Source organism: Actinomadura keratinilytica, from assembly GCF_039539665.1.
Lineage (GTDB): Bacteria > Actinomycetota > Actinomycetes > Streptosporangiales > Streptosporangiaceae > Spirillospora > Spirillospora keratinilytica.
The window spans coordinates 43,595-70,413 of the sequence record NZ_BAABDO010000025.1; the positions used below are offsets into that span (position 1 = coordinate 43,595).

Genomic DNA, 26,819 nt, shown 5'->3' on the forward strand with positions numbered 1-26,819 from the left:
TTTCGGCGGTCACGGTCACGGGAGGAGGGTGACGCCGAGATCGGCCCAAGGCAATGCCGGAAAGATCACGATTTGGCAAGCTGCTCGCCGGCCGCCTCTCCGGCCGTCTCTCCGGTCGGCACGCATTCGGCGAGCAGCCGTTCGAGCCGCGCCTCGCACCGGGCGTACCGGGCGCGCAGCTCGGGCCCCGGCCAGTCGGCGGGCAGCAGCTCGTCCGGCAGCAGGGGATCGCGCAGCAGGTGGCCCAGCACCGCCGCGGACACGGTGAACCGGTCGGCCAGGGACGTGGCGCGGTCGAGCGCGTCGAGCAGGACGGCGGCGTCGGCGGCCCAGGCGGCCAGGTCCCACAGCGTCGCGGTCAGCCCCGCCGGGTCGCACTCGGGACGGCCGCGCAGGTACGTGCACTGCCGCAGCACCACGTCGGGCCGGGGCCGGGCCAGGTTGGCGGGCCGCAGCCAGGTGCCCTCGCGCAGCTCCGCCATCCGCAGCGCCTGCATGGCCTGGCGCAGCGCGGCCCGGTCGGCGGCGGGGCGCCGTTCGGCGGTGACGAGGGCGATCTCCCAGGTGCCGTCCCACGGCAGGGTGCGCGGGGAGCGGGCCTCGTCCAGCCGGGCCTGGCGGCGCAGCAGCCGTTCGGTCAGCTCGTACGCGCCGTCGACGTGCACCAGGTCGCCCGCGGCCACCATGCGCGACAGTGCGACCCGCACGGTGCCCTCGGCGATGCCGAACAGCGCCCCGACGCGCACCAGGTGCCGGGCGCGCAGCCGAGGCGGATGCAGGCCCAGCAGGGTGCTCAGGACGACCGAGCGGGCGGTCAGCGGTCGCAGACTCACCGCCTTGGCGAGGGTGTTCGTCATGTCGGCGAGACATTACCCCCCGTGACCGTGTCATGACGGCCGCTTGACCACCCGGGTCAGGCAGATCTCACCGTCCGGAAACTCCTCCTCCCCGGACCCGCGGCCCGTAGTGTCGGTCGTCATGACGGCTGTGCGGGTGGAGCGGGACGGGCCGGTCACCACGGTGATCCTGTCCCGTCCGGAGGTGCGCAACGCGGTGGACGGCCCGACCGCGGCCGAGCTCGCCGACGCGTTCCGCGAGTTCGACGCCGACCCCGACGCGTCGGTCGCCGTGCTGTGGGGCGAGGGCGGCACGTTCTGCGCGGGCGCCGACCTCAAGGCGGTCGGCACGCCGCGCGGCAACCGCGTCGAGGCGGACGGCGACGGGCCCATGGGCCCCACCCGGATGCGGCTGGGCAAGCCCGTCATCGCGGCGGTCGCCGGGTATGCCGTCGCGGGCGGCCTGGAGCTGGCGCTGTGGTGCGACCTGCGGGTGGCGGAGTCCGATGCGGTGTTCGGGGTGTTCTGCCGCCGGTGGGGCGTGCCGCTGATCGACGGCGGCACGTTCCGGCTGTCGCGGCTGATCGGCCGCAGCCGGGCGATGGACCTCATCCTGACCGGGCGGCCGGTGCCCGCGAAGGAGGCGTACGACATCGGGCTGGCCAACCGGCTCGTCCCGCCGGGCACGTCCCGGCGGGCCGCCGAGGACCTGGCCGCCGAGATCGCCCGCTTCCCGCAGACCTGCCTGCGCGGCGACCGCCTGGCGGCGCTGGAGACCGAGGGCCTGGCCGAGGAGCAGGCGCTGGCGGTGGAGTACGGGCACGGCGTGCGTTCGCTGGCGGACGCCGCCGAGGGGGTCGCCCGGTTCACCGCCGGACACGGCCGCCACGGCACGTTCACCGACCTTTGACCGAATGACATTCGGCGGTGCTGGCGTCCTTGACGGGCGGCTGCACGGACACGAAGGGGAGTCATGACTCCGAGCGTTGAAGAGGCGGGCCTGGCCCTCGCCGACCCCACCGCGTACGCCGACGACGACCGGTTGCACGCCGCGCTGGCCGTGCTGCGCCGCGAGGCCCCGGTGCACCGGGTGGAGGCGCCGGGCTACAACCCGTTCTGGGCCGTCACCCGGCATGCCGACATCATGGAGATCGAGCGCGACCACCGCCTCTTCCTGAACGCGCCCCGCCCGCTGCTGGCCACCGCCGAGATGGACGAACTCAACCGGCAGCGCGCGGAACAGGGCATCGGGCTGCGCACCCTCGTCCACATCGACGACCCCGACCACCGCGTGCTGCGCGCCATCGGCGCCGACTGGTTCCGGCCCCGCGCCATGCGCGCCCTGGAGCCCCGCGTCAAGGAGCTGGCCCGCCGCTACGTCGACCGCATGCTCGAACTGGGCGGGGAGTGCGACTTCGTCCAGCAGGTCGCGGTGCACTACCCGCTGTATGTGATCCTGTCGCTGCTCGGGCTGCCCGAATCCGACTTCGACCGCATGCTCAAGCTCACCCAGGAGCTGTTCGGCAACGCCGACCCCGACCTGCAGCGCGGCGACAGCCCGGTGGAGGGCCTGGAGGTCCTGCTGGACTTCTTCGCCTACTTCAACGAGCTCACCGCGTCCCGCCGCGCGCACCCCACCGACGACCTGGCCTCGGCGATCGCAAACGCCCGCGTCGACGGCGAACCGCTCAGCGACCTCGACACCGCCTCCTACTACGTGCTCATCGCGACCGCCGGGCACGACACCACCAGCTCCACGATCTCCGGCGGGCTGCGCGCCCTGATCGAGCACCCCGACCAGCTGGACCGGCTGCGCGCGGACCGCGACCTGATGCCGTCGGCGGTGGAGGAGATGATCCGCTGGGTCACCCCGGTCAAGGAGTTCATGCGCACCGCCGCCGAGGACTGCGAGGTGGGCGGCGTCCCCATCCGCGCGGGCGAGGCGCTGCTGCTGTCCTACCCCTCGGCCAACCGCGACGAGGACGTCTTCGACGACCCGTTCCGCTTCGACGTCGGCCGCGACCCCAACAAGCACCTGGCGTTCGGCTTCGGCGTCCACTACTGCCTGGGCGCCGCCCTGGCCCGCATGGAGGCACGCGCCTTCTTCGAGGAGCTGATCCCCCGCCTGACCTCCATCGAACTGGCGGGCGAACCCGAGAACGTCGCCACCACCTTCGTGGGCGGCCCCAAGTACCTCCCCATCCGCTACAAGCTCACGCCCGCCTGACCCGTGCGCACGTGTGCCCCTCCCGAGGGTCACACGTGCACGATGACGACGCGCTGATCCTTGGGGCGGTCGGGCTCTTCCACGAGCCGCGACAGGTCATCCGGGTCGCTGGTGAGCAGCACGACCGGGCGGGGCATGCTGAGCGCGGTCACGGCCACCAGCGCGTCGATGGCGCACCGGTGACCCGATAGCCCGGTGGCTCCGAGCAGCTCCCCGGCCCGGCGGGCGAGTTCCGGGGTCACCGGCAACGCGATCAGCCGGGACAGCACCCGGTGCACGCGTGCGCCACGTGCCCCGCCCCGCAGCACCTCGGTCAGGGTGACGGCGTTCACCACGACCTGGGCCCGGCGCATCCGCGCCGTCTCCAGATGGGCCCGTGCGCGGGGATGGCCGGCCGCCAGCTTGGACAGCCCCTCGCTGTCGAGGACGAGCGTTCCGCCCGTGGCTAGTCGTGGTCCGGCCATGCGTCCCGTGCCTCGGCCAGGAACTCCTCCGGAATGGGACCGTGTTCGGCCTCCAGTTCGGCGGCGAGTTCGGCCAGCAGGTCGGACTCCAGCTGGCGAGCCACGGCCGCCGCCACATACCGGCTGAACTCGCCCTTGCCGACACGCTGGCGCACAGCCTCGGTCAACCCCTCGGGCAGCGACACACTGACCTTCCGCGCCGGCCCGAGAGAACGCGGATCACCTCCCGAGGCGGCCGCCAGGCGGAACATGGCCTCGTCGTGCTGGGAACTGCCGTACAGGATCAGCAGCCTCTCAAGTGCATGAATGCGATCCTGCGCGGAGGCGGATAGCGCCAGTGGCGCGTCGTGTTCGGAAGGCAGTGCTGCCATATCACCATGCTACCGCCGGTGGTAAACATGGCGAGGGGCTCTGAGCCGTCCCCGGAAACCTTTGCCGTCGAGAGCGCAGGTTAAGTTGCGGGTGTGGTGAGTGTGCGTGGGGGCGGGGCCTGGTGGGTGCCCGAGACGGGGGTCGTGCAGGCGCCGATGGCGGGCGGGGCCGCGCGGCCGGAACTGGTGGCGGCGGTGGCCGAGGCGGGCGCGCTGGGGTTCCTCGCCGCCGGGTACAAGACCGCGGCCGCCATGCGGGACGAGATCGAGCGGACGCGCGCGGCGACGTCGCGGCCGTTCGGGGTGAACGTCTTCATGCCGTCCCACGACGCCGTGGACGAGACGGCCCTCGACGCGTACGCGGCGCGGCTGGCGCCCGAAGCGGCGCGGCTCGGCGCGGGCCTGGGCGCGCCGGGGGACCGGACCGACGGCTGGGACGCCAAGATCGAGGATCTGCTGGCCGACCCGCCCGCGGTCGTGAGCTTCACCTTCGGCCGCCCCGGCGAGGCGCTGATCCGCGAGTTCCAGCGGCGGGGCGCCGTGGTGATCGTGACGGTGACGTCCGTGGCCGAGGCCCGCGCCGCCGGTGCCGCCGACGGATTGTGCGTGCAGGGCGTGGAGGCGGGCGGTCACCAGGGGTCGTGGACCAACACCGACGGCGGGACACCGCTGCGCGAACTGCTGCCCGCCGTGCGGGAGGTCACCGCGCAGCCGCTGATCGCAGCCGGGGGACTGGGGACGGCCGCGGACGTCGCCGAGGTGCTCGCGCTCGGGGCGGACGCGGCGCAGCTCGGCACCGCCTTCCTGCGCTGCCCGGAGAGCGGCGCCAGCGCCGTGCACAAGGCGGCACTGGCCGATCTCCGCTTCACCCAGACCGCCCTGACCCGGGCGTTCAGCGGACGTCCCGCCCGTGGGCTGGTCAACCGGTTCCTGACCGAGCACTCGGCGCACGCGCCCGCCGCGTACCCGGAGGTGCACTACCTGACGTCGCCGCTGCGCAAGGCGGCCGCCGCCCAGGGCGACGCAGACGCGCTGCACCTGTGGGCAGGCGTCTCCTACCGCCTGGCATCCGCCGCCCCCGCCTCCGAGATCGTCGCCACCCTGGCAGCCGGTTAGGGCGCGCGCCGCGGGGCGTCCGTTGCGGGGGCCGCGAGGTGATCACGCAGCCGCCTGCCGCGATCGTTGCCGCGCTGGTGGGTGGTCAGCGTGCGGACGTGTGGTGTACCTGCTGCGGGCTGCCCGTCACGGGGGTGCGTCCTCGGGAAGCGCGGCGCGGGGCCGCCTGTCGCGTCTGTGGCGGGGAGCGTTGCCACGGTGGCGGGCGGTTATGGGGCGGGTTTGCCGGTGGTGTGCGTGCTGTGGGGCCGCTTATCACGCGGGTGCGTGTCCTCGGGGCGTCCGTTGCGGGAGTGTTCGGCGTACTCTTTGCGGTCTGCGGGGGAGAATTTGCGGGTGTCGCGGGGTTCGGCGACGGGCTCGACCGTCTCGGGGGCGCCTGCGGCGATCTTCCGGGCGCGGGACAGTTCGGCGTCCAGTTCGGCGCCGAGCAGGACGGCCAGGTTGGAGATCCACAGCCAGACCAGGAAGATCACGGCGCCGGCCAGCGCGCCGTAGGTGGCGTTGTAGGAGCCGAAGTTCGCCACATAGACCGCGAACCCGCCGGACGCGACGATCCACAGCGCGATCGCCAGCGCGCTGCCGGGGGTGACCCACCGCCAGCCCCGGCGGACGTTGGGCGCGGCCCAGTACAGGGTCGCCACCGCGATGACCACCACCAGCAGGATCACCGGCCACTTGGCGTAGTTCCAGCCGGTGACGAACGCCGAGCCCAGGCCCAGCATCCGGCCGGCCTGCTCGGCGAGGCGTCCGGTGAACGTCACCGCGAGCGCGCTGGCGCCCAGCAGGACGACCATCAGCAGGGTCAGCCCCACCCGCAGCGGCGCCAGCTTCCACAGGGGGCGGCCTTCGGGGACGTCGTACACCGCGTTGACGGCGCGGATGAACGCCGCCACGTACTTGGACGCCGACCACAGCGCCACCAGCAGGCCCGCGGCGGCCAGCACGCCGGCGGTGGGCGCGGTGTCGCTCAGCCCCTCCACGACGCTGATCAGCACGTCGCGCGGCTGGCCCGACGGGAGCTGCCGGATGTTGTCGGTCAGCGTCTGCGTGCCGGACTGGCCCGACAGGCCCACCAGCGACACCACCACGATCAGCGCGGGGAAGATCGACAACACGCCGTAGTAGGTGAGCGCGGCGGCCCAGTCGACCAGGTTGTCGTCGCGGAACTCGCGGACGGTGCGTTTGGCGACGCCCCACCAGGCGTCCCGGCCGAGCCGGGCGGGACGGTCCGGCGCCTTCCGCGAGGGGCCGTCGCCGGTCTTGTTCGCCATGTCGTCATCCTTCTCGGACGGGGCGGTGTCGGGGTGTGGGGGTCCTCCTACCCGGCGAGGTGGGGGCGATGCGCCAGGCGATGCGGGCATTCATGTGATTGATCGCGTCTGTCGGTATATCGGGCGTTTTGTCGGGTACGGCGCGCGACAACCGACCGACATCCGACGAGCTGAGGACAACGATCATGGCGAGCTCCGGTGACCGCGCCGACAAACAGCGGCAACTCGACGAATTCCGGGTGGATCCGCGCGACTCCGCGCTGACCACCGACCTGGGCGTCCGGGTCGACGACACCGACAACTCGCTCAGCGTGGGGGAACGCGGCCCCACGATCATGGACGACTTCCACTTCCGCGAGAAGATCACCCACTTCGACCACGAGCGCATCCCGGAACGGGTGGTGCACGCGCGCGGCGCCGGTGCCTACGGGCACTTCCGCGTGTACGACGACTCGCTCGCCGAGTACACCGTCGCGGAGTTCCTGCGCGACCCCTCCGTGGAGACCGAGGTGTTCGTCCGGTTCTCCACCGTCGCCGGGTCCCGCGGGTCGGCCGACACCGTACGCGACGTGCGCGGCTTCGCCACCAAGTTCTACACGCGGCAGGGCAACTTCGACCTGGTCGGCAACAACATGCCGGTGTTCTTCATCCAGGACGGCATCAAGTTCCCCGACTTCGTGCACGCGGTCAAGCCCGAGCCGCACAACGAGATCCCGCAGGCCTCGTCCGCCCACGACACCCTGTGGGACTTCGTGCAGCTGCAGCCCGAGACCATGCACATGATGATGTGGCTGATGTCCGACCGGGCGCTGCCCCGCAGCTTCGCCATGATGCAGGGCTTCGGCGTGCACACCTTCCGGCTCGTCAACGCCGAGGGCCGGGGCACGTTCGTGAAGTTCCACTGGAAGCCCGAGCTCGGCACCCACTCCCTGGACTGGGACGAGACCCAGAAGATCGCCGGGAAGGACCCCGACTTCAACCGGCGCGACCTGTGGGAGTCCATCGAGGCGGGCAACTACCCCGAGTACGAGCTGGGCGTGCAGCTGGTGCCCGAGGCCGACGAGCACCGGTTCGACTTCGACCTGCTCGACGCCACCAAGATCATCCCGGAGGAGGAGGTGCCGGTGCGCCCGGTCGGCCGGCTGGTGCTGGACCGCAACCCGGAGAACTTCTTCGCCGAGACCGAGCAGGTGGCCTTCTGCCTGGGCAACGTCGTCCCCGGCATCGACTTCACCAACGACCCGCTGCTGCAGGCGCGGCTGTTCTCCTACCTGGACACCCAGCTGATCCGGCTGGGCGGGCCCAACTTCACGCAGCTGCCGGTGAACCGCGCGGTGGCCCCGGTGCGCAACCACCACCGCGACGCCTACCACCAGACGCAGATCCACCAGGGCCGGGCCGCCTACCACAAGAACTCGCTGTCGGGCGGCTGCCCGGCGATCGGCGCGGGCGTCGACGGCGACGGGGTGTACCGGCACTACCAGGAGCGGGTGGACGGCACCAAGATCCGCAAGCGCAGCGAGAGCTTCGCCGACCACTACAGCCAGGCCACGCTGTTCTGGAACAGCATGTGCGACTGGGAGAAGGAGCACATCGTCTCGGCGTTCCGCTTCGAGCTGGGCAAGGTCGAGCACCGGCACATCCGGGAGGGCGTCGTGGAGCAGCTCAACCACGTCGACCACGACCTGGCCACGCGGGTCGCCGAGGGCATCGGCGTGGAGCCGCCCAAGGCCCCGGTCGCGGCCAACCACGGCCGCAGCTCGCCCGCGCTCAGCCAGGCCAACTCCCCGGCCGACACGATCAAGGCGCGCAAGGTCGCGATGCTGGTGGCCGACGGGGTGGAGGCGGCCGATGTCAACGCCGTCCGCGAGGCGCTCACCGAGGAGGGCGCGGTCTGCGAGGTGCTCGCCGCCCACGACGGCGCCGTGCGCAGCGCCGACGGCGACCAGGTGGAGGTGACCCGCGCCCTGCCCACCGTGGCGTCGGTGCTGTACGACGCGGTGGTGATCCCCGGCGGCGAGGAGAGCGTGCGCACCCTGTCCGAGGACGGCGACGCGCTGCACTTCGTCGCCGAGACCTACAAGCACTGCAAGGCGATCGGCGCCCTGGATGCCGGTGTCGAGCTGCTCGGCCGCGCCGGCCTGTCCACCCTGCACATCGCCACCGAGGGCCTGGTCGAGGTGGACCAGGGCGTGGTCACCCGACGCGGTGCGGGCGCCCCCGGCGGACCGGACGACGACTTCAAACGCGAACTGATCAACGCCATCGCCGCACACCGCCACTGGACCCGCGACAAGTCCCACGTCTCCGCCTGACCGACGCCGCCTCCGCCCGCCGGACGCCCGGCCCCGCGCCCACCGCGGGCCCGGTGTCCGGCGCGGGCCCGGTGGCTGATACCGGCTCGGCTCTTCATGCGGGCCCGATGTCCAGCGCAGACGCAGTGTTCGATGCCCGCGCGGGGGCCCGGCACGTGCACGGTGCCCACTGCGGTTCAGCGCCTGATGCGCGAGCGGGTTCGATCCGGGCCGGTGAGCTGGTGCACGGTGTCCAGCGGGGCCCTAGGTTCGGGCGGGGTCAGGGGGTGGTGTGGACGCGGATGGTGGTCAGGGTCGGGTCGGTGGCGTCGGGGACGAGCATTCCGGCGGCCACGCCCGTGCGCAGGTAGTCGATGATCGGGGCGGTGAGCCGCTCGCCCGGCAGTACCGCGGGGACGCCCGGCGGGGACGGGGTGAGCGTCTCGGCGGCGACCCGGCCAGCGGCCTGGTCGGCGGGGACCTGCTCGGCCGGGCCGAAGAACGCCTCGCGTGGCGGGACCGCCTGTTCCAGCCGCAGGTCCGCCGGGGCGGGCACGTAGATCGGCGGGACGTCGCGCAGCGCGGGCGCGTGCCGCGACAGGTCGTGCAGGGCGGTCAGCAGCGCGTCGGCGGTCTCCTTGCCGTCGGCGACGGTGAGCGGGGCGCTGATCCGCCGGTGGTCGGCCAGATGCACGGCGACCCGGTGCGTCTCGCGCAGCCAGTCGGCGGCGCGGTAGCCGCTGACGCCCAGCTCGGCCAGGTCCAGCACGAGGTGCAACGGGTCCAGGTCGTGGGCGCGGCCGGGGCCGACGAGCTCCGGTCCCGCCGCGTGCACCCCGAGGATGTGCACGATCTCCTCGCGCACCTCGGCGGCCAGGTCGATGGCGTGCTGCAGCAGCTCGCGGCCGTGTTCGACCATCTGGCGGCGCCAGCCGTCCAGGCCCGCGTGCACGAGCGCGGACGGGTGAGCGGTGCCCAGCAGGTCCGCGCGGGACTTGAGCGCCGCCGGGTCCACCAGGCCGCCCTGCTGGTGGAGCACCGCCCCTTGCGACGGCCCGCCGCCCATCTTGTGGACGCTGGTGACGCACACGTCGGCGCCCGCGGCCATCCCCCACGTCGGCAGGTCCGGATGGAACGGCAGGTGCGCCCCCCACGCCTCGTCCACGATCAGCGGGCGCCCGTAGCGGTGGCACACGTCGGCGATCGCCTCCAGGTCGGCGCAGGTGCCGTACGGGGTGGGGCTGGTCACCAGGGCGCCGTGCGCGTCGGGGTGCTCGGCGAACAGCCGCGCATACGCCTCGGCCGACGGCGGGTGCGCCAGATGCCGGTCGTGATCCCACTGCGGCTCCGCCCAGACCGGCTCGATCCCGCCGAGGACGAGCCCGGACACCACCGACCTGTGGGCGTCCCGCCCGACCAGCAGCTTCCCACCGGGCCCGGCGACCGACAGCATCGCGCTCCCGATCGCCAGGGAGCCGCCGCAGGTGCAAAAGAACGCGTTCTCGGCGCGCACGGCGTCGGCCATCAGCTCCTGTGCCCTGCGCAGGACGCGGTAAGAGGAGCGGCGGTCGTCCAGGCCGGAGACGGAGGGCACGTCAGAGCGGAACACCGCCTCGCCGAGGACCTCCCGCACCCGCGGATCGGCGCCCCGCCCCGACTTGTGCCCGGGCGGTGTGAAGGGCAGCTCGCGTCGGCGCCGGTAGGCGACGAGCGCGTCGAGCACCGGGGTCTCCGAGTGGTTCATGCGACGGCGTGTTCCCCAGCGACCACACCCCTAACACGGGTCACACGGCAAGCGGATTCACGGTATTTCGGTCTGCGGGCTGTACCCCTCGTCCTCGCCGCCGGGGGTCTCGGCCTCGGCGATCGGGGGTTTGGTGGAGCTGGCGGTGTGCTCGTCGCCGAAGTCGTGGTCCTCTTCCTGCGGGGCTCCGGCCTCGGCCCGCCGGTCCGCAAGGGGCCGGGAATCTTCGGCGGCGTTTCGGCGTTCGGTCATGATGAGCCGGTACCCGGCAGCAGGGATCCAACCCTGCCGGGTGCATGGGACGGGGCCTCGCCGTGGGGGGAGCGGCGAGGCCCCTTAGACTTCCACGCCCCGGGCTGCACTACCGGGCCGTGTGGGAGGACGATAACCCAGCACGCCCGAAGATGGAAGATTCTTCATTTACCGGCGGGTACGCCGTCGGAATTCCGCCATGTCCGCGGAGTCGTTCCGGCTGAGTCATGTGGCGGCATGCTGTACGGGCGGGCGGAGGAGACCGCCGAGGTCGAACGGCTGCTGCGGCGGGCGTGCGACGGCCGCGGCGGCGTCCTGGTCGTCCGCGGGGAGGCCGGAATCGGCAAATCCGCGTTGCTCGACCGCGCGGCGGCGCTCGCCGCGTCCGAGTCCGGCGGATCGGCCCGCCATGCGGGTGCTGCGCGCCACCGGCGTGGAGACCGAGGCCGCGATGCCCTACGCGGCCCTGCACCTGCTCCTCGGACGGCATCTCGACCGCATCGACGCCCTCCCGCCGACCCAGGCGCGAGCACTCGCAGCCGCCCTCGGCCTGACCGCCGGCCCCCGCACCGTGGACCGGTTCCTCGTCGGGCTGGCGGTGCTCACCCTGCTCGCCGACCTGGCCGAGGAGCGGCCGCTGCTGCGCCTGGCCGACGACGCCCACTGGTTCGACCGCGCGTCCGCCGACGCCCTGCGGTTCGCCCGCCTCGACCTCGGCTGAGCCGCTACCGGCCGCCCGCGGGCAGCCAGCGCACGGGCGTCACCTGCTGCGAGTGCCTCACCGCGTCGAACCACGCGCCCAGCCCGGCGCCGGACGAGTGGCGGTCGGCGCCGTCCTCGGGACGGTAGGCCGGCCCGATCGTGCGCACCCTGCCGGGCGTCCCCGGCCAGTTCCGCACCGCCTCCGGCGCCGGGGCGCGCAGGTCCAGCAGGTAGTGCGCGGGCCCGGCGGCGCCCAGCGGCGCGTCGGCGAACGTCTCCGGCGGCGGGCGGCTCCGGTCATCCGGAGAGCGACGCCGTCAGGCGGGCGGCGTCGGCCTCGTCCAGCACGATCCCGAACACGTCCGCCAGCACGTCCGCCACCTCGCCCGGGCTCAGCTCGCGCTTGTCGGCCAAGCCGTCCGGACGGAACGTGGTCAGCGTCAGCCCGTCCAGCACGTGGTGCGCGTCGGCGGAGTAGCGCTGCGCGAACGGACGGCTGGTGAACGGCGAACGCAGGTGCGTCGAGACGTAGTGGTTGGCCACCTCGTAGTCGATCGGGAACGCCGGGCTATCGGTGAAGTTGTGCCGATCGACCCATTCGTCCTCCGCCGTGCCCGGGGCGGGCGCCTGCCACAGCGTCCAGAGCGCCACATGCGGCACACGCTCGTCCACAGGCCCCAGCCGCTCCAGCCGGTAACGCCAGCCCTCGCCCTGGGTGGCGGAGGCGCCGTCGGTGAACTCCAAAGGCTCCAGCGGCCCGGCGCCGAACCCCACGTCGCACAGCCAGGCGCGGTCGTCGTCGGCGGGCTGCACGCTCAGCAGCGCATGCGTGGCAGGCCGGATCTTGTTCTCCGCGCCCATCGTGACGCGCCCGATCAGCGCGGTGAAGCGGAAACCCAGCCGCTCCAGCGCCGCCGCGAACAGCCGGTTGTGCTCGAAGCAGTAGCCGCCGCGCCGCCCGCGCACCATCTTGTCCTGCAAAGAGGCGAGGTCGAGCGGCACATCCCGGCTGAGCATGATCTCCAGGTTCTCGAAGGGGATGGACGTGACGTGGGCGCGGTGCAGCGCCCGCAACGCGGCGAGCGTAGGGGGCACCGGGCCGTCGAAGCCGAGGCGCCCCAGGTAGGTGTCCAGATCGAGGGCGTCGCCGTCCCAACCGGTCGAGAAGGTCATGTCCGAAAAACTGTGATTTGACGGTCGGCATTCCCGCGAGCGAACTCGGCGGCGAAACCGTCCGCACCGAGGGCGGCCCGGCAGCGGGCGGCGGCGCGGTCCACATCGCCGCGCTCGGCGGACGGCAGCGGCGCGCCGACGCCCTCCCGCGCCGCGGCGGCCGCACCGAGCAGCCGGGCCGCGTGCGCGTGCTCGCCCGCCGGCGAGTACGCCCCGGCCGGCCCTTCCAGCGCCAGCGCGATCGCGCGCGGGTCGCCGAGGGACCGGGCCGCCTCGTACGCCTCCCGGTGGCGGGCCAGGGCGGTGGCGGCGTCGCCCCGCTCCTCGGCGATGTAGCCGAGCTGGGCCATGACGAGCGCGATGCCCGGCGTCCCGCCGACGCCCCGCAGCCACTCCAGCGGCGCCCGCAGGTGCGCCTCGGCGGCGGCCAGGTCGCCCGCGCGGCGCGCCACCAGGCCGAGCCCGATCTCGGCGAACTCCTGCGCCGCCTTGGCCGACCGGTCCACCGCCAGGCGCCGGGCCCGTTCGTGCAGCTCCCGGGCCCGCGCCAGGTCGCCGGTCAGCAGCGCGATCCGGCCCAGCGCCGACAGCCGGAACGACACCTCGCTCCACATGCCCAGGTCCTCGGCGAGCGGCAGGGCCTGCCGGACGAGCCGCTCGGCCTCGGCGTGGTCGCCGGTGATCTCGGCCCGGTGGGTGAGGGCGCGGGCGGCCTCCAGCCGTCCCCACTCGTCGCCCAGCTCGGCGAACAGGCGCAGGGCCCGCTCGGCGTCGCGGCGCAGCCCCGCCAGGTCGCCGCGGCCGATCGCCGGCTTGGCGCGGGTGCTCAACGCGGCCGCCTCGCCCCATGTGTCGCCGTGCGCGCGGAAGACGGCCAGCGCGTCGTCCACCCGCCGAAGGTGCCGGACGTGGTCGCCGTACCCCCAGAACGCGAAGGTGAGGAACCAGGCGGCGCGGGCGCGGGCCAGCGGCGCGTCCGCGTTGACCGGCGGCTGACGGCCCCGGTGCCGCCATTAGGCGGGCCGACGGCCGACCACTCGGCGGCGAGCGGCCTTGATGACTGGAGAGATGACCAGAGAGAGGTGTGTCCGGGTGTGTGTCGTCGGCGCGGGCACCGGCGGCTGACCGCCCGGGTGCCGCCGTCCGTGCGGCGGGTGGGAGCGGCGTGCTCCTTCTGTGTGGTGCCGGAGGGCGGTTTCGTCAGTGCAGGGGGACGGGCTCGTAGGGCGCGGCCGAGTGCCGCAACCTCGCGTTCGCGGCCGCATTGTGTCGGTGGAGCGCCTCGCGGATCAGCGCGACGCCGCCCTCCAGGTCGTCGCGCACCCGGACGTCGAAGCTCGTCGAGACCCGCCGGGAACCGCCGTCAGAGTGGCGAGAGGTGCTGCTGATCACCGCCCGGCCGAGCCCGGCCCGCTGGAGCGCCGCGTGCAGATCCTCGGCCAGTTCCTCGGACGGGTCGGACCCGCCCTCATATTCGATGGTCAGCGACAAGTCCCAAGACCGCGCGTCGGCCAGCGGACTGCGGCCGAACCACCGCTTGACCAGCGTCCCCTGCGGTATCCCGGCCAGCACCTCCACCGCCCAGCACGACTCCGCCCTGCTCACCGGCTCCCCCAACGCGCGCACCAGCACGGGATGCGCACCCCCGGCGGCGCGCAACGCCTCGGCGAGCGCGCCCACATGCCGGTGCCCGCGCGGGCCGGTGCAGCGTTCGAGGGCGTCCCGCACGTCCGGGACGTCCAGCGGGGCGGCGTCCACGGCGTCGGCGACGATCTGCTCGGCACGTTCGGTGAACGCCGCCCACTCCGCGAACGGGAACCCCCTGCCGCCAGGCGAGCGCAGCGAAGAGAGCGGGATGTCCGCGTTGACGTGGTCGTCCTGCGCGACGGCGGGATGACCGCCCGGCGTGGTCGTCCACCGCAGGCCCGAGCCGCTCAGATTCCGCAGCTCATACCAGTCGCGGGTCTCAGGCCGGACGCCGCCGCCGTCGTCCAGAGGACGCACCAGCCGAAACGCCGCATCGACCAGCGGCGTGATCGTGTCGGGGTCGTCGCGTCCGTCCAGGAAGGCGAACCGCAGCAGCAGCGCCAGCAGCGGCCCGGGATGCCGCAGCTCCGGATCGCGCAGCGCGACCGCCCGGCCCAGAAGGTCCGACTCGGCCCAGCGCAGCACATGCGGATGGAAGTGCGCCAGGTCGTCCCAGCCCAGTTCGGCCGGCTCGGGCAGGCTGGGCGCGGCGAGCCGCAAACCGGCATACCTGTCGGCGAGACGCAGGTCGAGGACGAGCGCAGACCCGTCGCCCAGGCCGAACCGCACCCGGTGCTCGTCCTCCGGCCCCTCGGGCCCGTTCTCGAAGAAGAACAGCGGCCAGAAGCCCGGCTCGGCCATCCGCGTGCGCAGCGCGTCGGGTAGCGGCATGCGCAGCAACCTAGGCGATCCCCCCGACGCCGGTCAGGGTTCGGCGATCCGGATGGCGCCGGACGGGCAGAGCTCGACGGCGCGCCGCACGGCCTCCCGCAGCTCCTCGGGCGGGTCCTCTTGCCGGAGCACCACGGTGCCCTCGTCCTCGTCCTGGTCGAAGACGTCCGGGGCCGTCAGCACGCAGTTGCCCGCGGCGATGCACACGTCGCGATCCGCTGTGACCTTCATACCTCCCCCTACCACGTGACGGGGAGGCGGTGCACCCCGTAGATCGACATGTCCGAGCGCATCGGCACCTCCTCCGGCGGGACCGCCAGGCGCAGCGTCGGGAAGCGCCGCAGCAGCGCCGGGTAGCCGATGCGCATCTCGGCGCGGGCGAGCTGCTGGCCGAGGCACTGGTGCACGCCGTGCCCGAACGCCAGGTGCCCGGTCGCGTCGCGGGTGAGGTCGAGCCGCTCCGGGTCGGGGAAGCGGGACGGGTCGCGGTTCACCACGGGCACGCACACGGCGACGGACTCGCCCGCCCTGACCGTCCGGCCGTCGATCTCGACGTCCTCCAGCGCGGTCCGTATCGGGCCGATGTGCACGATCGACAGGTAGCGCAGCAGCTCCTCGACGGCACCGTCGACCGCGGCCGGGTCGTCCCGCAGCACCGCGAGCTGGTCGGGATGGGTGAGCAGCGCGTACGTGCCCAGGCCGAGCATGTTGGCGGTCGTCTCGTGCCCGGCGATCAGCAGCAGCATCGCCGCGCCGGTCAGCTCGTCGTCCTTCAGCTCGCCCGTCCCGACCAGGCCGCTGAGCAGATCGTCGCCGGGCTCGACGCGCTTGCGCCGCACCAGTTCGCCCATGTAGGAGAGCATCCGGTGCATCGCGGCGAGCATCTCGTCGGCAGAGATGTCCAGGCTGAGCAGCTCCCGGCTGTCGTCCTGGAACCGGCCCCGGTCCGCGTAGGGGACGCCGAGCAGCTCGCAGATCACCATGGACGGCAGGGGCAGCGCGAAATGCTCCACCAGGTCGGCGGGCGGCCCGGCGTCCTGCATGGCGTCCAGGAACCCGCGGGTGATCTCTTCGATGCGCGGTTGCAACCGCTTCATCCGCCGGACGGTGAACTGGCCGGTCAGCAGCTTGCGGAAGCGGGTGTGCTCGGGCGGGTCCATGCGGATGAAGAACCCGGGCGGCAGCGCGAACCGCGGGTCCTTCCGCCTCTCCAGCAGCTGCATGCGGCCGGGAATCGGCACATGCATGTGCTCCGGGCGGTTGCTGAACCGGGGGTCGGCCAGCACCGCGCGGGCGGCCGCGTGACCGGTCACCAGCCAGCCGCGGTGGCCGTCGGCGAAGATCATGCGGTGCATCGGCGCCCGCCCGGCCAGCGCGGTGGCCTCGTCCGGCGGGTCCAGCGGGCGTCGGCGGGCGAGCGGATAGGTGACGTCGGTCATGGCACACCGCCTTGGTAACGACGTACCGCTTCTCCGTACAACGTATCGCTGTAATCCGGGGCGCCCCGGATTTCTTGCCGCACCGTGACGATGCTTTAGCGCGTTTTTCGGGACGGATCACTACGTTCCCCGGCATGACGATGCCGCTCGCGTTCGTGCTCGCGACCATCCTCACCCGCCCGGCCCACCACGGCTCGACCGGGCACTACGACCGCACCCGTCCCGTCTACCTCAGCGGGACGGTCGTGACGGCCGACTGGGGCTACCCGCACGCCACCATGACGGTGGACGTCCCCGAGGGGCTGCGCGTACCCGCCGACGCCGGTCGGTTCGCCACGCTGGACGAGCTGAACGACCGCCCCATCGTGGACAGCCTGTCCGCCCGGCCCCCGGGCCGCGTCGAGATCCTGTTCCCGCCGGACATCATGGCCGACGTCGTGCCGTCCGATGACCGCCCCGAACGCGGCGACCGGGTGGAGGCGGTGGTGTTCCGCCGCTGCGACCAGGGCAACTCCTGGGACGGCGAACTGCGCGTCCAAGCCGTCGCCACACCGTCGGGCCGCGTGGTGTTCCGCTCGGCGGGCACCCGCACCCGCTACTCCGACGGCTGCCCCGGCGGCTCGTCCGCGCCCTCGGCCTCCGGGGCCGGCGCGCCCGCCGGCCGCGACGACAACGGGGACGCCTTGCTCGGTGGCGCGGTCGTCGCGGGCGTGGGCGTCGGCGCGGCGGCCGCCGTCGCATGGATCACCCGCCGCCGTCGCCACGTGGCAGGACGGTGAAATGCTCGACGCCTTCCTACGGGCGCTGGAGGAAACCGCCGTGGCCCGCGCCGTCCGCGAGGGTCCCGACGCTCTACCCGGCGGTGGAGGTGGTACACCTTGCGGGCCTGGCCCTGCTGATCGGCTCGGCGACGGCGTTTGACCTGCGCCTGCTCGGCGTCTCCCGCGCTCTGAGCGTCCGCACCCTCGGCACCCACCTGCTGCGCTGGACATGGACGGGCTTCGCGCTCGCCGCCGCGTCCGGGCTGCTGCTGTTCTCCGCCAACGCCACCGCGCTCGCGGCCAATACCGCCTTTCAGGTGAAGCTGGCCGTGATCGCCCTGGCGGGCTGCAACGCCGCCGTCTTCCACACCGTCCACACCTGCACGATCGCCTCATGGGACACCGGCGCCGCGCCCCCGCCCCTCGTCCGCCTGACCGGTGCCGCCTCCCTACTGCTGTGGCTGACCGCCCTAACCTGCGGCCGCCTCATCGCCTACACCACGTAACCCGGCGCTGCCCACCAGGAGCCCCGGCGGTCCCTCAGCCTCCAGCACCTACTTCTCGCTAAACGCGGACGCCCGACCGCACCCCTCGCGCAGACCGGGAAGCCGAACCACTGGCAGCACACTCCCGGCCCTGGGGGCACCTCTTGGAGTTGCTCGGACATCCCTCGCCCGCCGTCCAGGACGCTAGAAGAGAGGAGGCACTGTGCGGCCCCCGACTGACGCCCTCCCAGTAGCGTTCTGACCTGCGCACTTGCACAACCGCCGGGTTGCTGCAGAAACTGCCTTTCAAGGCCCTGCGCAGGCCGTGCCCACCTGCGGCTTTACCCTCGGGCCGCATCATCACCTTGGAGGTATCGCAACTACAGCAGGACCGCCTGGTAGACGTACGCCTCCGGGCCGCCTCGCAACCGGGCAGGGCGCGGCAGGACGCCGCGTGAACCTGCGCGGGCCAGGGAAGTGAGTCGCTGCCGCGCGCCCCGGTGGCTCACACTCAGCCCTGGGACGGTCTTCTGGAGTCGCTCGAACATCCGTCGCTCGCCGTTCAGGAGGCTAGGAGGGAGAGGAGGCACTGCCCCGCCAAAGCGTGCGGCACCCCGGCTGACGTTCTCCCAGTAGCGTTCTGACCTGCGCACTTGCACAACCGCCGGGTTGCTGCAGAAACTGCCCTGCGCAGGCCATGTCCACCTGCGCCTTTACCCTCGGGCCGCATCATCACCCTGGAGGTATTGCACTCGGGCAGGGTCCGGCAGGATGTCGCATGAGCTTGCGCGGGCCGTGCAGCTGTGCCCGGTGCCCGTTGACGGATTGGTGCAGCATGTCTCCTCGGCGTCGCCCCAGGTCGCCACAAGCCGCAGATGCTCGTCCGGGATGCCGTCACGGATTTGGGCACGGACGCGATGGCATCGCGTAGGGCTTGGCTTCTGCTCGTTCAGGTGCTGCCGGATCAGCCCGCAAGCCGAGGGCGAAGCGGGCTGTCCTGTGGACATCACCTGCGGCGTGCTCAACAGCTTCAGCAGCTGCATGCCAGGTCGTGGACGTGCACGGCGTGCGGCGCCCGGGACGTCAACGCGGCCGGACGGAGAGCTGAATGCCTGCGGAGGGCAGGACCCGTTGAAACGGGAAGCCGCAGACGTACCGCGCGCGATACGGCCTCAGGTCAGGGGGCCGTGTCAAAAACTGTCGATGATGACGGCGAGCACGGCTGCGATGCCGAACCAGAAGAGGACCACCCCCACGCAGACGAGCACGGTAAACCAGCCGAGCAGAATCCCCACCAGCGCCCGGCCGCGCCCGTCCCCGCCCAGTCGGCGTCCCCGGAACCGGCCGACATGCCCCGTGATGATGGCGACCAGGCCGATCACGAACCCCATGCACAGGTACGCGACGACGAACGGCGGAACGAGGAAGGGCAGCACCAGGCAGCAGATAGCCCCGCCACCGGCGTACAGGCTCCACTTCGCCGCGGTGTTCCTGCTCGGCGTCTCTTGCTTCGCTCCGTCCGCCATCGTCCCTCCGCCCTTTGACGCGATACGAATCCGCCGCCCAAGGCATCGTCTCTGATCTCGATTAAAGGACGCGACATCGTATCCCTCGACCGGAACGCGCTCATCGTCCACAGAAGACCGGACACGTCCGACCCGCACAGCGGCGCCCCCTTCGCCCGGCCGCTGGCCGGACGTCTCAGCGCCTCGTGGGCGAGCCGTCCAGCGGTCGCCGTGATCGGCCACGCCGCCATGGACGGGCATACCGGCGTCCCGTGGTTCGCAAGAGAGGATGCGATCGGGTTCTTCGCTTGGCATCTGCGCTGGTTGTGGCCCCGCGACCCCGTCGCCAGGTCGGTCGGCCGGTGGCAGGCGACGCCGGTCGGCACGCCCCCCCGGTTGATGTCGCCCCGCCCGCTCGTCGCCGCAGCGTGCGGCGTCGTTACGCGGCTTGAGCGTCGCGGTGTAGAAGCACGTCAGCTGTCTTGGCGGGTTCCGTGGGGGTGCGGTGTGGGAGATCGGGGTGTCTGGCGTCTCAGGCGGAGGCGAACGTGTGGTCAGTCGTCGCCTGTATGAGTGGTGTCGTGGTGACGTGCCTGGCTTTGCCATCGCAGCCTGCGGCTGGCGCTTCGCGGCTTGTGTGTCGCGAAGCGTCGGGTTCGGGGCATGTTAGGCGCCTCCAGCGAGTTCTCGTAGTTCCTGGCCACGGGGAGCGAGTGTGAGAACGGGGCCTGTGGCTGCTGTGCCCGTAGGCCGACCCCTTCCGCAAGCTGCGTCTCGCCACGCTGGCCGTCCCGTATCAGGACGCGCTGAGTGAGTGGATCAACTCCCCGGCTCCTGGATCAACAACATCCACCACGCCGCCTGAGCCGTCGCATCCGCCCGCCGCCGTACGTGTGGAGCCGAGCTGTGCCGTAACGGTCGTGCCGCGTCAGCTGGGATACCCGTCGGGGCAGAGAAGCAGGTCGTGGAGTCGGCGGCTGAGTTCCTTCCCCATGATCGGTCGGCGCTCCGCCAGGTAGGTCTGGTAGAGGTTGCGGTAGTGGCTCTCTCGGCGTGGGACACGTCCGTCACTGCCGAAGAACTCTTGCACAGCTCCGTCCTGGAGCAGGTAGCCGGCGACCGCGTGATGGTCCAGTACCAGTTCCGCGCCGGAGGAATAAGTGATCCTTGTGGACCGGCTCGGGGCCGTCACATGCCAGCTCGTCGCAATGGTGGCCTCCAGGTCGGCGTTCCCAGTATGGCTACGGCAGACGAACCTGCCTTCGTAGCAGGACCATGCAGCGGCACCGAGGCGACGCAGAGACCTACGGCTGACCGGCTCGACGAATCGGCTGAGCACGCTGAGCGCGTTTATCCCCGAGTCGATCCAGCTGCTGCCGAACCTGGCGGCGGCGGAACCGATCTGGGACTCATATGGGTCGGAGAACACGGCCTTTACCGTGATCGGTCGACCGAGAACGGCGGACATCGAGCGCACCAGGCGTTCGCCCCAGAGGACCTCTGGTGAGTAGGCCATATGGTAGGCAACGTTCACACCACGACCATCGTCGGTGCTGCGCAACAGCGCGGTGGCGTCGGCGTGATCGTCCGCGGCGGGTTTTTCCACCAGAAGTTCGGCGGAAGGGAATGTCTCGGCTGCCTCCCGGCACACCGACGCGTGTGTCGGTGTCGGGGTGGCCACAACGACGACATCCGGATCATGCCCGGCGGCCGCAGCCTCGCCCAGGCTCTTGTAAAGCGGAATGTCACGCCCGCGGAACAGCAGGCTTGGTGGCGGCGCGATGTCGACTCCGCCCAACACGTCGACGCCGTCGATGTGTTGTAGAGCGCTGAGATGCGCGTCGGCTATTGTGCCCAACCCGACGAGTAGCAATTTTTGCATGGATGGTGCCGTCTGAACTGTCAGTCCTGATGGCCGGATGCGACGGAATGCCACCGCTCCCGGGCCGCTTGTGCACCGCCGATCCAGCGCGTGTCGCTGGCGAAAGCGTCGGTGACGTCACCCGTCCACCAGCGCGTTATATCACCCCAGAAACGATTTCCGCCCAGCTCTCGCCCGATGGACGTGACCTGGGAGACCGCCTCATCATGGCCGACCCAGTCTCCGGCTTTCATGCATGCGAAGGCGCGAGCGGCCCAGCACCAGATCTTACCGCCGGAGTATCCGCACTGTTCCGTCAAGCTCAGGCCGCGGCGGACCTCTGCCTCGGCAGCGTTGAAATCGTCCAGGTTCGCCAGCGTCACTGCGGTCGCCGCATGCAGCTTGACGAGTTCGACCTTATTGTGAAGATTCTCGTTGATCTCCACCGCCTTTGGTCGCAGGCGGTGGGCGTCCTCCGGACGTTGCCAGGACAGCGTCTGCACGATGTCGGTGCAAGCTTTGCCTTCCGCTGCGATATTGCCTGTTTCGCGTGCCAGCTCGAGAGCCTCGCGGTAGCACGCCTCGGCGCGTGAGAAAAGGGCATTCACCCGGAAAATATGCCCTTTCAGTCGAAGGATCTCCCCATGGAGCGCAGCAGGTGGCTCGGTCAGCTGGTCCAGTTCTGCCAGCGCATCCTCGAATCGGCCGTCAAGGTAGTGGTAATCGGCGAGCCAATACCCTGCCTCGGTGGCGTGACTCCCGTTCTGCTGCCGCAGCGACTCATAGTCGAGGGCCGCTTCGGCGTACCTCCCGGCAACCCGGAGTGCGTGTGCTCGGTGTAGTGCGAGAAACTGACGAAGTCGCTCGGAGCTGCCTGACCGTTCCAGCGCTGTGTTGGCAGCCGAAATCGCATTATCGAGGACACCCGTCCGGCGTTCTCGCGCGCTTCGGATTCCCAGTAGCAGCGCCGATATCTCGTCATTTCCGTGCTGGCTCGTGTCGAGTGAGTTCCAGTGTCCGGACACAAGGATTCGCTGAGCGATGTCGACAAGCCAGTCGAAGAACTGGTCAGTCAGGACGCACAGACCTGTAACCTGCCGGAAGACGGCGACCTCCGCGCTCCTGTCCCCGTTAGTGTCGGCTGCTTCCGCGTAGCGTTTGAGGTGGTCGGCAATCCTTGCTGCGACGATGGCCCGCTCTCTGTGCGACCATGAATTGGGCAGGTTGGCGTCCGCTTGGCGGATGGCATCGCGAAGAACGGGGTGCAGGGAGTAGCGCCATGCGCGGTTGGAGTCCACCTCAAGGAACGGCCGTTGGCTGAAACGGTGGAGTGTGGCATCGGAGACCTGTGGGCACCCGGCCTTGAGCATGTCGAGGTTGAATGTATCGAGTAGGGCGGCGGTGCGTAGTAGTTCCTGCTCGTCGGCTCCCAGATCCCGAAGCATGCGTGCCGCGACGGCAGGCAATGGTTGGCCGAAATCAGCGGCGATCGGTGTCCTCCCTCGCCCTAGAATATCTAGGTATATTGTAACGGCAAGATCCAGGTACAGCGGAAGGCCCAATCCGGCCGAGACGATTCTCTCCCGTATGTCCGATGGAATCATCGGCCGCTCGTTCTCGGTGAGCACGGTCTCGAGGTAGCGATGTGCGTCGCTCGGCGAGAGGTAACCGACAAGATGCTGGCGTGGGTCCTGCGTTTGCTCGGACCCGAGATTGGGCCATCTTTCCGTGCCGACGAAGTCCAGCTCTTGGGGCGTGGTCAGATCCGCCCAGTCAAGCCGGTTACGTCCGGTGATCACAAAAAGGACGTTGGGCATGAGGAACACCGACCGCTGTAGCCAGCGTTCAAATTCCCGGGTGGTTCCGCCGGTGACGGCCTCGTATGTGTCGAGGAAGACGGCCGCCCTGGGATGCGGCGAGCTCAGTCGGTCGAGGTCCCAGGCGAGCAGATAGGGAAAATAGGAAAGCGTCTCGAAATCGGCGTCCGCCTCCAGCAGTTCCGGTAGAAGTTCACATCTCTTCAGTACTCGATGGCTGGCGATTCTTTCTTTCAGACGCGAATATAGGGAGCTGGCCAATTTGTAGGCGCCGCCGGCCACTCCGGGAAGCGCGCCAGCGATTTCGGATACGGTGGTGTGGATCTGCTCGAAGAAGCCTGTTTCCCTGGTGGCTCGACGCAGAGTCGAGTCCCTGTCGATGAACTCGGCCAGAGGTTCGCCGGGATGTGCCCTCGCCCAGTAGATGCTCAGTGCCAGGTCGAACGCCGGCCAGCTCGGGGCAAGACGTGCAAGCCCCGCGCGGATGCGCAGGACGTACGACTCGGGATCGAATGCCGTCGGTTCCGCGAAATCGATGCGTACCGTTGCTCGGTCTTCGCGCTCGCGTCCATCGTCCCGGCGCAGGTACCGGTTCTCCAACTCCCGGGAGAGTGTGGACTTTCCAATCCCACCCACGCCGTAATAAGTGAGGACGTTCTTGCGAGGTGCTCGACGGTCCGAGACGGGGGACAGCTCGACCGAGGAGAGGTAATCGCCCAGCGCCACAATGGCACCATCGAAAGCTGCGATCTCTGATGTTCTGTTGGTGAATACCTGCTGTGCGGAGACCGGAGAATCAGGACCAAGGGCAAAAGCTGCGCGCAAATTGATCCCGGGCATGACTTGCAGTATACGGTCAGGTCATCATCGAGTCCAGTTCCATCATGAGCCAGATGATCTCCGTGGTCTCGTTGCTGTGACCCTCGGGAGCTGCAGGCATTTGCGAGATCATCGAGTTGATTGAGCTGGCAGATCCGGATGCTCTCGGCCGCGGGACAGCCCTGCAGGGCGCCTCGTGCCGCGGACCGCCCCTCGCTACGGTGGCCGGCGTCCCTGGCCTGGAGGCGCTTGGCGAGTGGATCGGACTGCCTGACGCCTGGGTCACTGGCCGTGCCCACCTGCGGCTTTACCCTCGGGCCGCATCATCACCCCGGAGGTATCGCAACCAACCACGCCGCAGCGGTCGCCTCGGGCTCGCTGTTTCTGGTTCACCACCACGTGACCGGCAGGCACCTGCATACCTCCGACCCGCCATCCGTAGCGGGGCAGCCCCGCACGTACGCGCAGCCCTGCGCCGACTTCGGCGATCATTCATCTCACGGCAGCACCGCTGTGATCTGCGCACTTGCAGAGCTGCCGGACTGCTGTGAAAACCCCTGTGCGGCCATGCGCCGCCACCGGGCGACGAACCCTCGGTCCGGCTCAAGCTCCAGTCGGCCCCGCCTGCATGGGCATGCTGTCGGTGGGCAGGTTGGGATGGCAGACATAGGGGACGTTTGGGCGTTGCTCCATTTGATGTGCACGAACACGCCCACAGCGATCGAAGTGACTGGGCGGAGTTAGCCGAGGACAAGCGCGGTGATCCCGGTCGGCCTGCCGGTCATGTCTCCTCGGATGGGAGTGGATCAACTCCCCGACTCCTCGATCAACGACAGCCACCGCGCCGCCTGAGTTGTCGAACCCGTCCACCGACGCGAACGAGCTCCCGGCCGCACCAGACCGAGGGCTCGCTCAAGGTTAGGGACAGAACGCACGCCAGTCGTCAGGGGTGAACTCCAGGTGGGGGCTGTCGGGGGCCTTCGAGGCTCGTAGTCCGGTGCGGTCCTGGAGGCTTGCCACCTCTACGCAGTCGCTCTTCTGGGGGTGCGTCCGCTGTAGCTGGACCTGCGCCAGATGGGTGCTATGGCAGCACCTCCTCACATCGGGGTGAGTGCAGGTGAGGTGTTGGTATAGGAGATCAGGTCGGGTCGTGGTCTCCGTTGCGCACGCGGTGGGTGAATGCGCGCCAGTCGTCTGGGGTGAACTCCAAGTGGGGCCCGTTGGGGTCCTTGGAGTCCCGCACTGCGATGCGGCCCAGGAGGGCTGCCAGCTCTACGCAAGCGTTCTGCTCGGTGCCACTGCGGCTGCTCTTACGCCACACAGGGGCAGTCACGTGTATTCCTCCATCTTGGATCTGATCAAGTCCCGTGAGGGGCCTTCAGGAAGCGCCTTAAGGCCGATTCGGTCGTACCTTATTGCATACGATCGCACCTCTGTCGTCGTTGAGACCAAACGTCCTCCTCCGGGGGAGGTCGCATACACGAGATCTCCGTAGCTTCCGGACATGATGCTAAATGATCCGTCCAACCCTGGATGGGCGCCAGCCTCGAAAGTTCGCGGAACCACGCGTATGCCTACATGACGCCACTCGGAGACCTCTAGGAGGCGGGCGAGTTGCGCTCTCATGATCTCAGGGTTGCCGACGGGGTGCTCGACTGCCGCCTCAGTGATCAAGACTTGCAGCTCGACCGGCTCCTCCTTGGTCAGTACAACCTGCCGCGCCATGCGCTCCTGCAGCAGCTCTTCGACGTTTGCTTTCATGCCCCCGGAGAGCAGGACACGGGCATAGTCCTCGGTCTGCAGAAGGCCAGGAATGACCTGGGCTTCAAAGACCTTGAGCACCTCGGCCTTCTGCTCTTTGTCGACGTACTGGACGAACCATTGCGGATCATGGCCAAGGGTGGCATACCAGACCATGAGCGTGAACAGCATGCCGGTGTTCCATGCCTTGTCCACCGCGACGGCCCCAGTTTCATCGAGGCGCTTCATCCCGTTTTCGATGCGTGAAACTGTCGGCTTGGAGACGCCCATGATGCGCCCCAATTCCTCTCCGGAGAGCCGCCGCTGCACACGGCAAAACCGCAGGTAGTAGGCGATGAAGTCCCACATGGAGGCTCGTGGATCGGGTGACTGGTTCGGCGGCACCGGTGATCCTCCGGAGTTTCAGCGAGTTTCTGTTGTTTCACGAACGCGTGACAGCTTAGCGATAGAGAGTCAAGCTGAGGTGCGTTCCACAGAAATTGGCTTTGCGTCCGCCGACAGAGGGGCGACATTCGGAGCAAATCGGTAATGACGGACGGCGGAAGGTCAGCCTTGTAGCGAGGCCGGGATCACTGCCGTTAGTCAGAAAGGCTGGGGAAGCAGGATGAACACTCAGGCCGCCAAGAATGATCGGGATCTCGCGCGGTTGCGCCGCGACTTCACCGGCCACCGGATCTGGAGATCAGTCCGCTCAGACGGGCGGTTGGGTGACTGGGTGGCGAGCCTTCACGATCCGAACGCCGGCGTCGATCCCACGGTGATCTGCTCGGACGCCGCCGCGCTCCGTGACGCTCTGCGCAAAGAGGCCGAGCGAGCCGCCGCGCGCAAGGGGCTGCGGTGATGGAACAAGCGCAATACAACGTGGCTTGGCCACCGGTGGGGACCGCGCCGCAGGGCACGGTTCGGTGGGGGGAGGTGGGAGCGGCGCGGCCGGCGGGCATCCCCCCGGGCGCACCGGCCGTGCCGCTCCGCCACACGCCCGCGCGCACGAACCGGCGGTCGGTCGCCGAGCCACCGGACGATCAGACGCGACAGACCATCAGCGCCCACGTCGAGGGTTGCTTCCCCGGTGTCCAGTGCTGGTGGGGGCTCTACACGCGCCGTTGGTGGGCCTACGTCCCGACCACGCAAGGCGACCACCTGTTGGAGGCCGTCACCCCGGACGCCCTGTTCTGGCAGGTCGTGGAGCTTGTACGGAGAGCACGCACATCGTCGTGGGCGGCGAATCGGTGACGCAATGGACTGCCCCGAACGCGCGGGTCATCGCCCGCCCCACGGCGCGAGCGTGCGGGGGAGGCGTCCGGGGTGAGGGGCAAGGAGATCGTGCAGCAGGCGGCGCGCACATACCCCCTGCACATAGACACCAGCGCTTCCAGTGGACGGGACTGGGTGGCGGTGGCTGCTGCGGCAGGCGGGGCCATGCTCTGCGGGGCGGGCTTGGCCAGTCCGGGCGTGGCGGGGCAGGGCGAGGCGCGTCCGCCGACGCGGCCGGGGGCGCCC

Annotated in this window: 25 protein-coding genes and 2 pseudogenes; 9 read left to right on the forward strand and 18 right to left on the reverse strand. The window is 70.4% G+C overall.

The features are described from left to right. Nucleotides 1-65: 65 nt before the first annotated feature. Complete coding sequence (locus ABD879_RS11415; protein ID WP_345020299.1) at nt 66-857, reverse strand: PaaX family transcriptional regulator C-terminal domain-containing protein; 792 nt, start codon at nt 855-857, stop codon at nt 66-68. A 121-nt stretch (nt 858-978) separates the two neighbouring features. Between ABD879_RS11415 and ABD879_RS11420 the strand changes: the two genes are divergently transcribed. Further along, nucleotides 979-1,746 carry a crotonase/enoyl-CoA hydratase family protein gene (locus tag ABD879_RS11420; protein ID WP_345020301.1) on the forward strand — a complete coding sequence of 256 codons (768 nt, stop codon included), beginning with the start codon at nt 979-981 and terminating at the stop codon, nt 1,744-1,746. Nucleotides 1,747-1,809: 63 nt separating this feature from the next. Beyond that, complete coding sequence (locus ABD879_RS11425; protein WP_345020303.1) at nt 1,810-3,063, forward strand: cytochrome P450; 1,254 nt, start codon at nt 1,810-1,812, stop codon at nt 3,061-3,063. Nucleotides 3,064-3,092: 29 nt separating this feature from the next. On the opposite strand, the gene ABD879_RS11430 is transcribed toward ABD879_RS11425, so the two are convergent. Both ABD879_RS11430 and ABD879_RS11435 read right to left on the reverse strand, forming a co-directional pair. Beyond that, nucleotides 3,093-3,527, reverse strand: a complete 435-nt coding sequence (locus ABD879_RS11430; RefSeq protein WP_345020304.1) for a type II toxin-antitoxin system VapC family toxin — start codon at nt 3,525-3,527, stop codon at nt 3,093-3,095. Next, complete coding sequence (locus ABD879_RS11435; protein ID WP_345020306.1) at nt 3,509-3,898, reverse strand: hypothetical protein; 390 nt, start codon at nt 3,896-3,898, stop codon at nt 3,509-3,511. Before ABD879_RS11435 ends, ABD879_RS11430 begins: the two co-directional genes overlap by 19 nt. 93 nt (nt 3,899-3,991) lie before the next feature. On the opposite strand from ABD879_RS11435, the gene ABD879_RS11440 reads away from it, so the two are divergent. Further along, nucleotides 3,992-5,014 carry a nitronate monooxygenase gene (locus ABD879_RS11440; RefSeq protein WP_345020308.1) on the forward strand — a complete coding sequence of 341 codons (1,023 nt, stop codon included), beginning with the start codon at nt 3,992-3,994 and terminating at the stop codon, nt 5,012-5,014. 209 nt (nt 5,015-5,223) lie between these two features. Here ABD879_RS11440 and ABD879_RS11445 read toward each other — a convergent pair whose 3' ends face one another. Continuing rightward, a complete protein-coding gene (locus ABD879_RS11445) occupies nt 5,224-6,288 on the reverse strand; it encodes a YihY/virulence factor BrkB family protein (RefSeq protein ID WP_345020310.1) in 1,065 nt (354 codons plus the stop codon). A 185-nt stretch (nt 6,289-6,473) separates the two neighbouring features. Between ABD879_RS11445 and ABD879_RS11450 the strand changes: the two genes are divergently transcribed. Next, on the forward strand, nt 6,474-8,603 hold the full coding sequence (locus tag ABD879_RS11450; protein WP_345020312.1) for a catalase: 2,130 nt from the start codon (nt 6,474-6,476) through the stop codon (nt 8,601-8,603). 259 nt (nt 8,604-8,862) lie between these two features. Here the strand turns inward: ABD879_RS11450 and ABD879_RS11455 are convergent, their stop codons facing one another. Then, on the reverse strand, nt 8,863-10,326 hold the full coding sequence (locus tag ABD879_RS11455) for an aminotransferase class I/II-fold pyridoxal phosphate-dependent enzyme (RefSeq protein ID WP_345020314.1): 1,464 nt from the start codon (nt 10,324-10,326) through the stop codon (nt 8,863-8,865). 57 nt (nt 10,327-10,383) lie between these two features. Then, nucleotides 10,384-10,578, reverse strand: a complete 195-nt coding sequence (locus tag ABD879_RS11460; RefSeq protein ID WP_345020316.1) for a hypothetical protein — start codon at nt 10,576-10,578, stop codon at nt 10,384-10,386. Nucleotides 10,579-10,815: 237 nt separating this feature from the next. On the opposite strand from ABD879_RS11460, the pseudogene ABD879_RS11465 reads away from it, so the two are divergent. Beyond that, a pseudogene (locus ABD879_RS11465) lies at nt 10,816-10,908 on the forward strand (hypothetical protein); the annotation flags it as partial. 79 nt (nt 10,909-10,987) lie between these two features. Next, complete coding sequence (locus ABD879_RS11470; protein ID WP_345020318.1) at nt 10,988-11,299, forward strand: hypothetical protein; 312 nt, start codon at nt 10,988-10,990, stop codon at nt 11,297-11,299. Between the two features lie 4 nt (nt 11,300-11,303). Here the strand turns inward: ABD879_RS11470 and ABD879_RS11475 are convergent. The 6 genes and pseudogenes from ABD879_RS11475 to ABD879_RS11500 form a co-directional block, all read right to left on the reverse strand. Continuing rightward, nucleotides 11,304-11,558: pseudogene (locus tag ABD879_RS11475) on the reverse strand (hypothetical protein); the annotation flags it as partial. A gap of 19 nt (nt 11,559-11,577) precedes the next feature. Beyond that, nucleotides 11,578-12,453 carry an arylamine N-acetyltransferase family protein gene (locus tag ABD879_RS11480; RefSeq protein ID WP_345020320.1) on the reverse strand — a complete coding sequence of 292 codons (876 nt, stop codon included), beginning with the start codon at nt 12,451-12,453 and terminating at the stop codon, nt 11,578-11,580. Then, on the reverse strand, nt 12,450-13,343 hold the full coding sequence (locus ABD879_RS11485) for a tetratricopeptide repeat protein (protein WP_345020322.1): 894 nt from the start codon (nt 13,341-13,343) through the stop codon (nt 12,450-12,452). The genes ABD879_RS11480 and ABD879_RS11485 overlap by 4 nt, the downstream gene beginning before the upstream one ends. A gap of 310 nt (nt 13,344-13,653) precedes the next feature. After that, nucleotides 13,654-14,871, reverse strand: coding sequence for a hypothetical protein (locus ABD879_RS11490; protein ID WP_345020324.1), 1,218 nt, complete (start codon nt 14,869-14,871; stop codon nt 13,654-13,656). A gap of 33 nt (nt 14,872-14,904) precedes the next feature. Beyond that, complete coding sequence (locus ABD879_RS11495; protein ID WP_345020326.1) at nt 14,905-15,102, reverse strand: ferredoxin; 198 nt, start codon at nt 15,100-15,102, stop codon at nt 14,905-14,907. A gap of 8 nt (nt 15,103-15,110) precedes the next feature. Further along, the gene (locus ABD879_RS11500; protein WP_345020328.1) at nt 15,111-16,310 is read right to left on the reverse strand and encodes a cytochrome P450; all 1,200 of its coding nucleotides are present in this window, start codon (nt 16,308-16,310) and stop codon (nt 15,111-15,113) included. 134 nt (nt 16,311-16,444) lie between these two features. Between ABD879_RS11500 and ABD879_RS11505 the strand changes: the two genes are divergently transcribed. Both ABD879_RS11505 and ABD879_RS11510 read left to right on the forward strand, forming a co-directional pair. Next, complete coding sequence (locus ABD879_RS11505) at nt 16,445-17,089, forward strand: hypothetical protein (protein ID WP_345020330.1); 645 nt, start codon at nt 16,445-16,447, stop codon at nt 17,087-17,089. An 83-nt stretch (nt 17,090-17,172) separates the two neighbouring features. Then, nucleotides 17,173-17,577, forward strand: coding sequence for a DUF6644 family protein (locus ABD879_RS11510; protein WP_345020332.1), 405 nt, complete (start codon nt 17,173-17,175; stop codon nt 17,575-17,577). A gap of 1,169 nt (nt 17,578-18,746) precedes the next feature. Here the strand turns inward: ABD879_RS11510 and ABD879_RS11515 are convergent. The 6 genes from ABD879_RS11515 to ABD879_RS11540 form a co-directional block, all read right to left on the reverse strand. Beyond that, a complete protein-coding gene (locus ABD879_RS11515) occupies nt 18,747-19,082 on the reverse strand; it encodes a hypothetical protein (RefSeq protein ID WP_345020337.1) in 336 nt (111 codons plus the stop codon). Nucleotides 19,083-19,989: 907 nt separating this feature from the next. After that, entirely contained in the window at nt 19,990-20,943 is a 954-nt protein-coding gene (locus ABD879_RS11520) for a Gfo/Idh/MocA family oxidoreductase (protein ID WP_345020339.1), read from the reverse strand. A gap of 20 nt (nt 20,944-20,963) precedes the next feature. Next, nucleotides 20,964-23,579: a tetratricopeptide repeat protein gene (locus ABD879_RS11525; RefSeq protein ID WP_345020342.1), complete on the reverse strand. Its 2,616-nt coding sequence runs from the start codon at nt 23,577-23,579 to the stop codon at nt 20,964-20,966. Nucleotides 23,580-24,476: 897 nt separating this feature from the next. Further along, nucleotides 24,477-24,659, reverse strand: a complete 183-nt coding sequence (locus ABD879_RS11530) for a DUF397 domain-containing protein (protein ID WP_345020344.1) — start codon at nt 24,657-24,659, stop codon at nt 24,477-24,479. A 37-nt stretch (nt 24,660-24,696) separates the two neighbouring features. After that, nucleotides 24,697-24,891: a DUF397 domain-containing protein gene (locus ABD879_RS11535; RefSeq protein ID WP_345020346.1), complete on the reverse strand. Its 195-nt coding sequence runs from the start codon at nt 24,889-24,891 to the stop codon at nt 24,697-24,699. Next, complete coding sequence (locus ABD879_RS11540; RefSeq protein WP_345020348.1) at nt 24,888-25,667, reverse strand: helix-turn-helix domain-containing protein; 780 nt, start codon at nt 25,665-25,667, stop codon at nt 24,888-24,890. Before ABD879_RS11540 ends, ABD879_RS11535 begins: the two co-directional genes overlap by 4 nt. A gap of 256 nt (nt 25,668-25,923) precedes the next feature. On the opposite strand from ABD879_RS11540, the gene ABD879_RS11545 reads away from it, so the two are divergent. Then, complete coding sequence (locus tag ABD879_RS11545) at nt 25,924-26,160, forward strand: hypothetical protein (RefSeq protein WP_345020350.1); 237 nt, start codon at nt 25,924-25,926, stop codon at nt 26,158-26,160. Nucleotides 26,161-26,819: the final 659 nt, after the last annotated feature.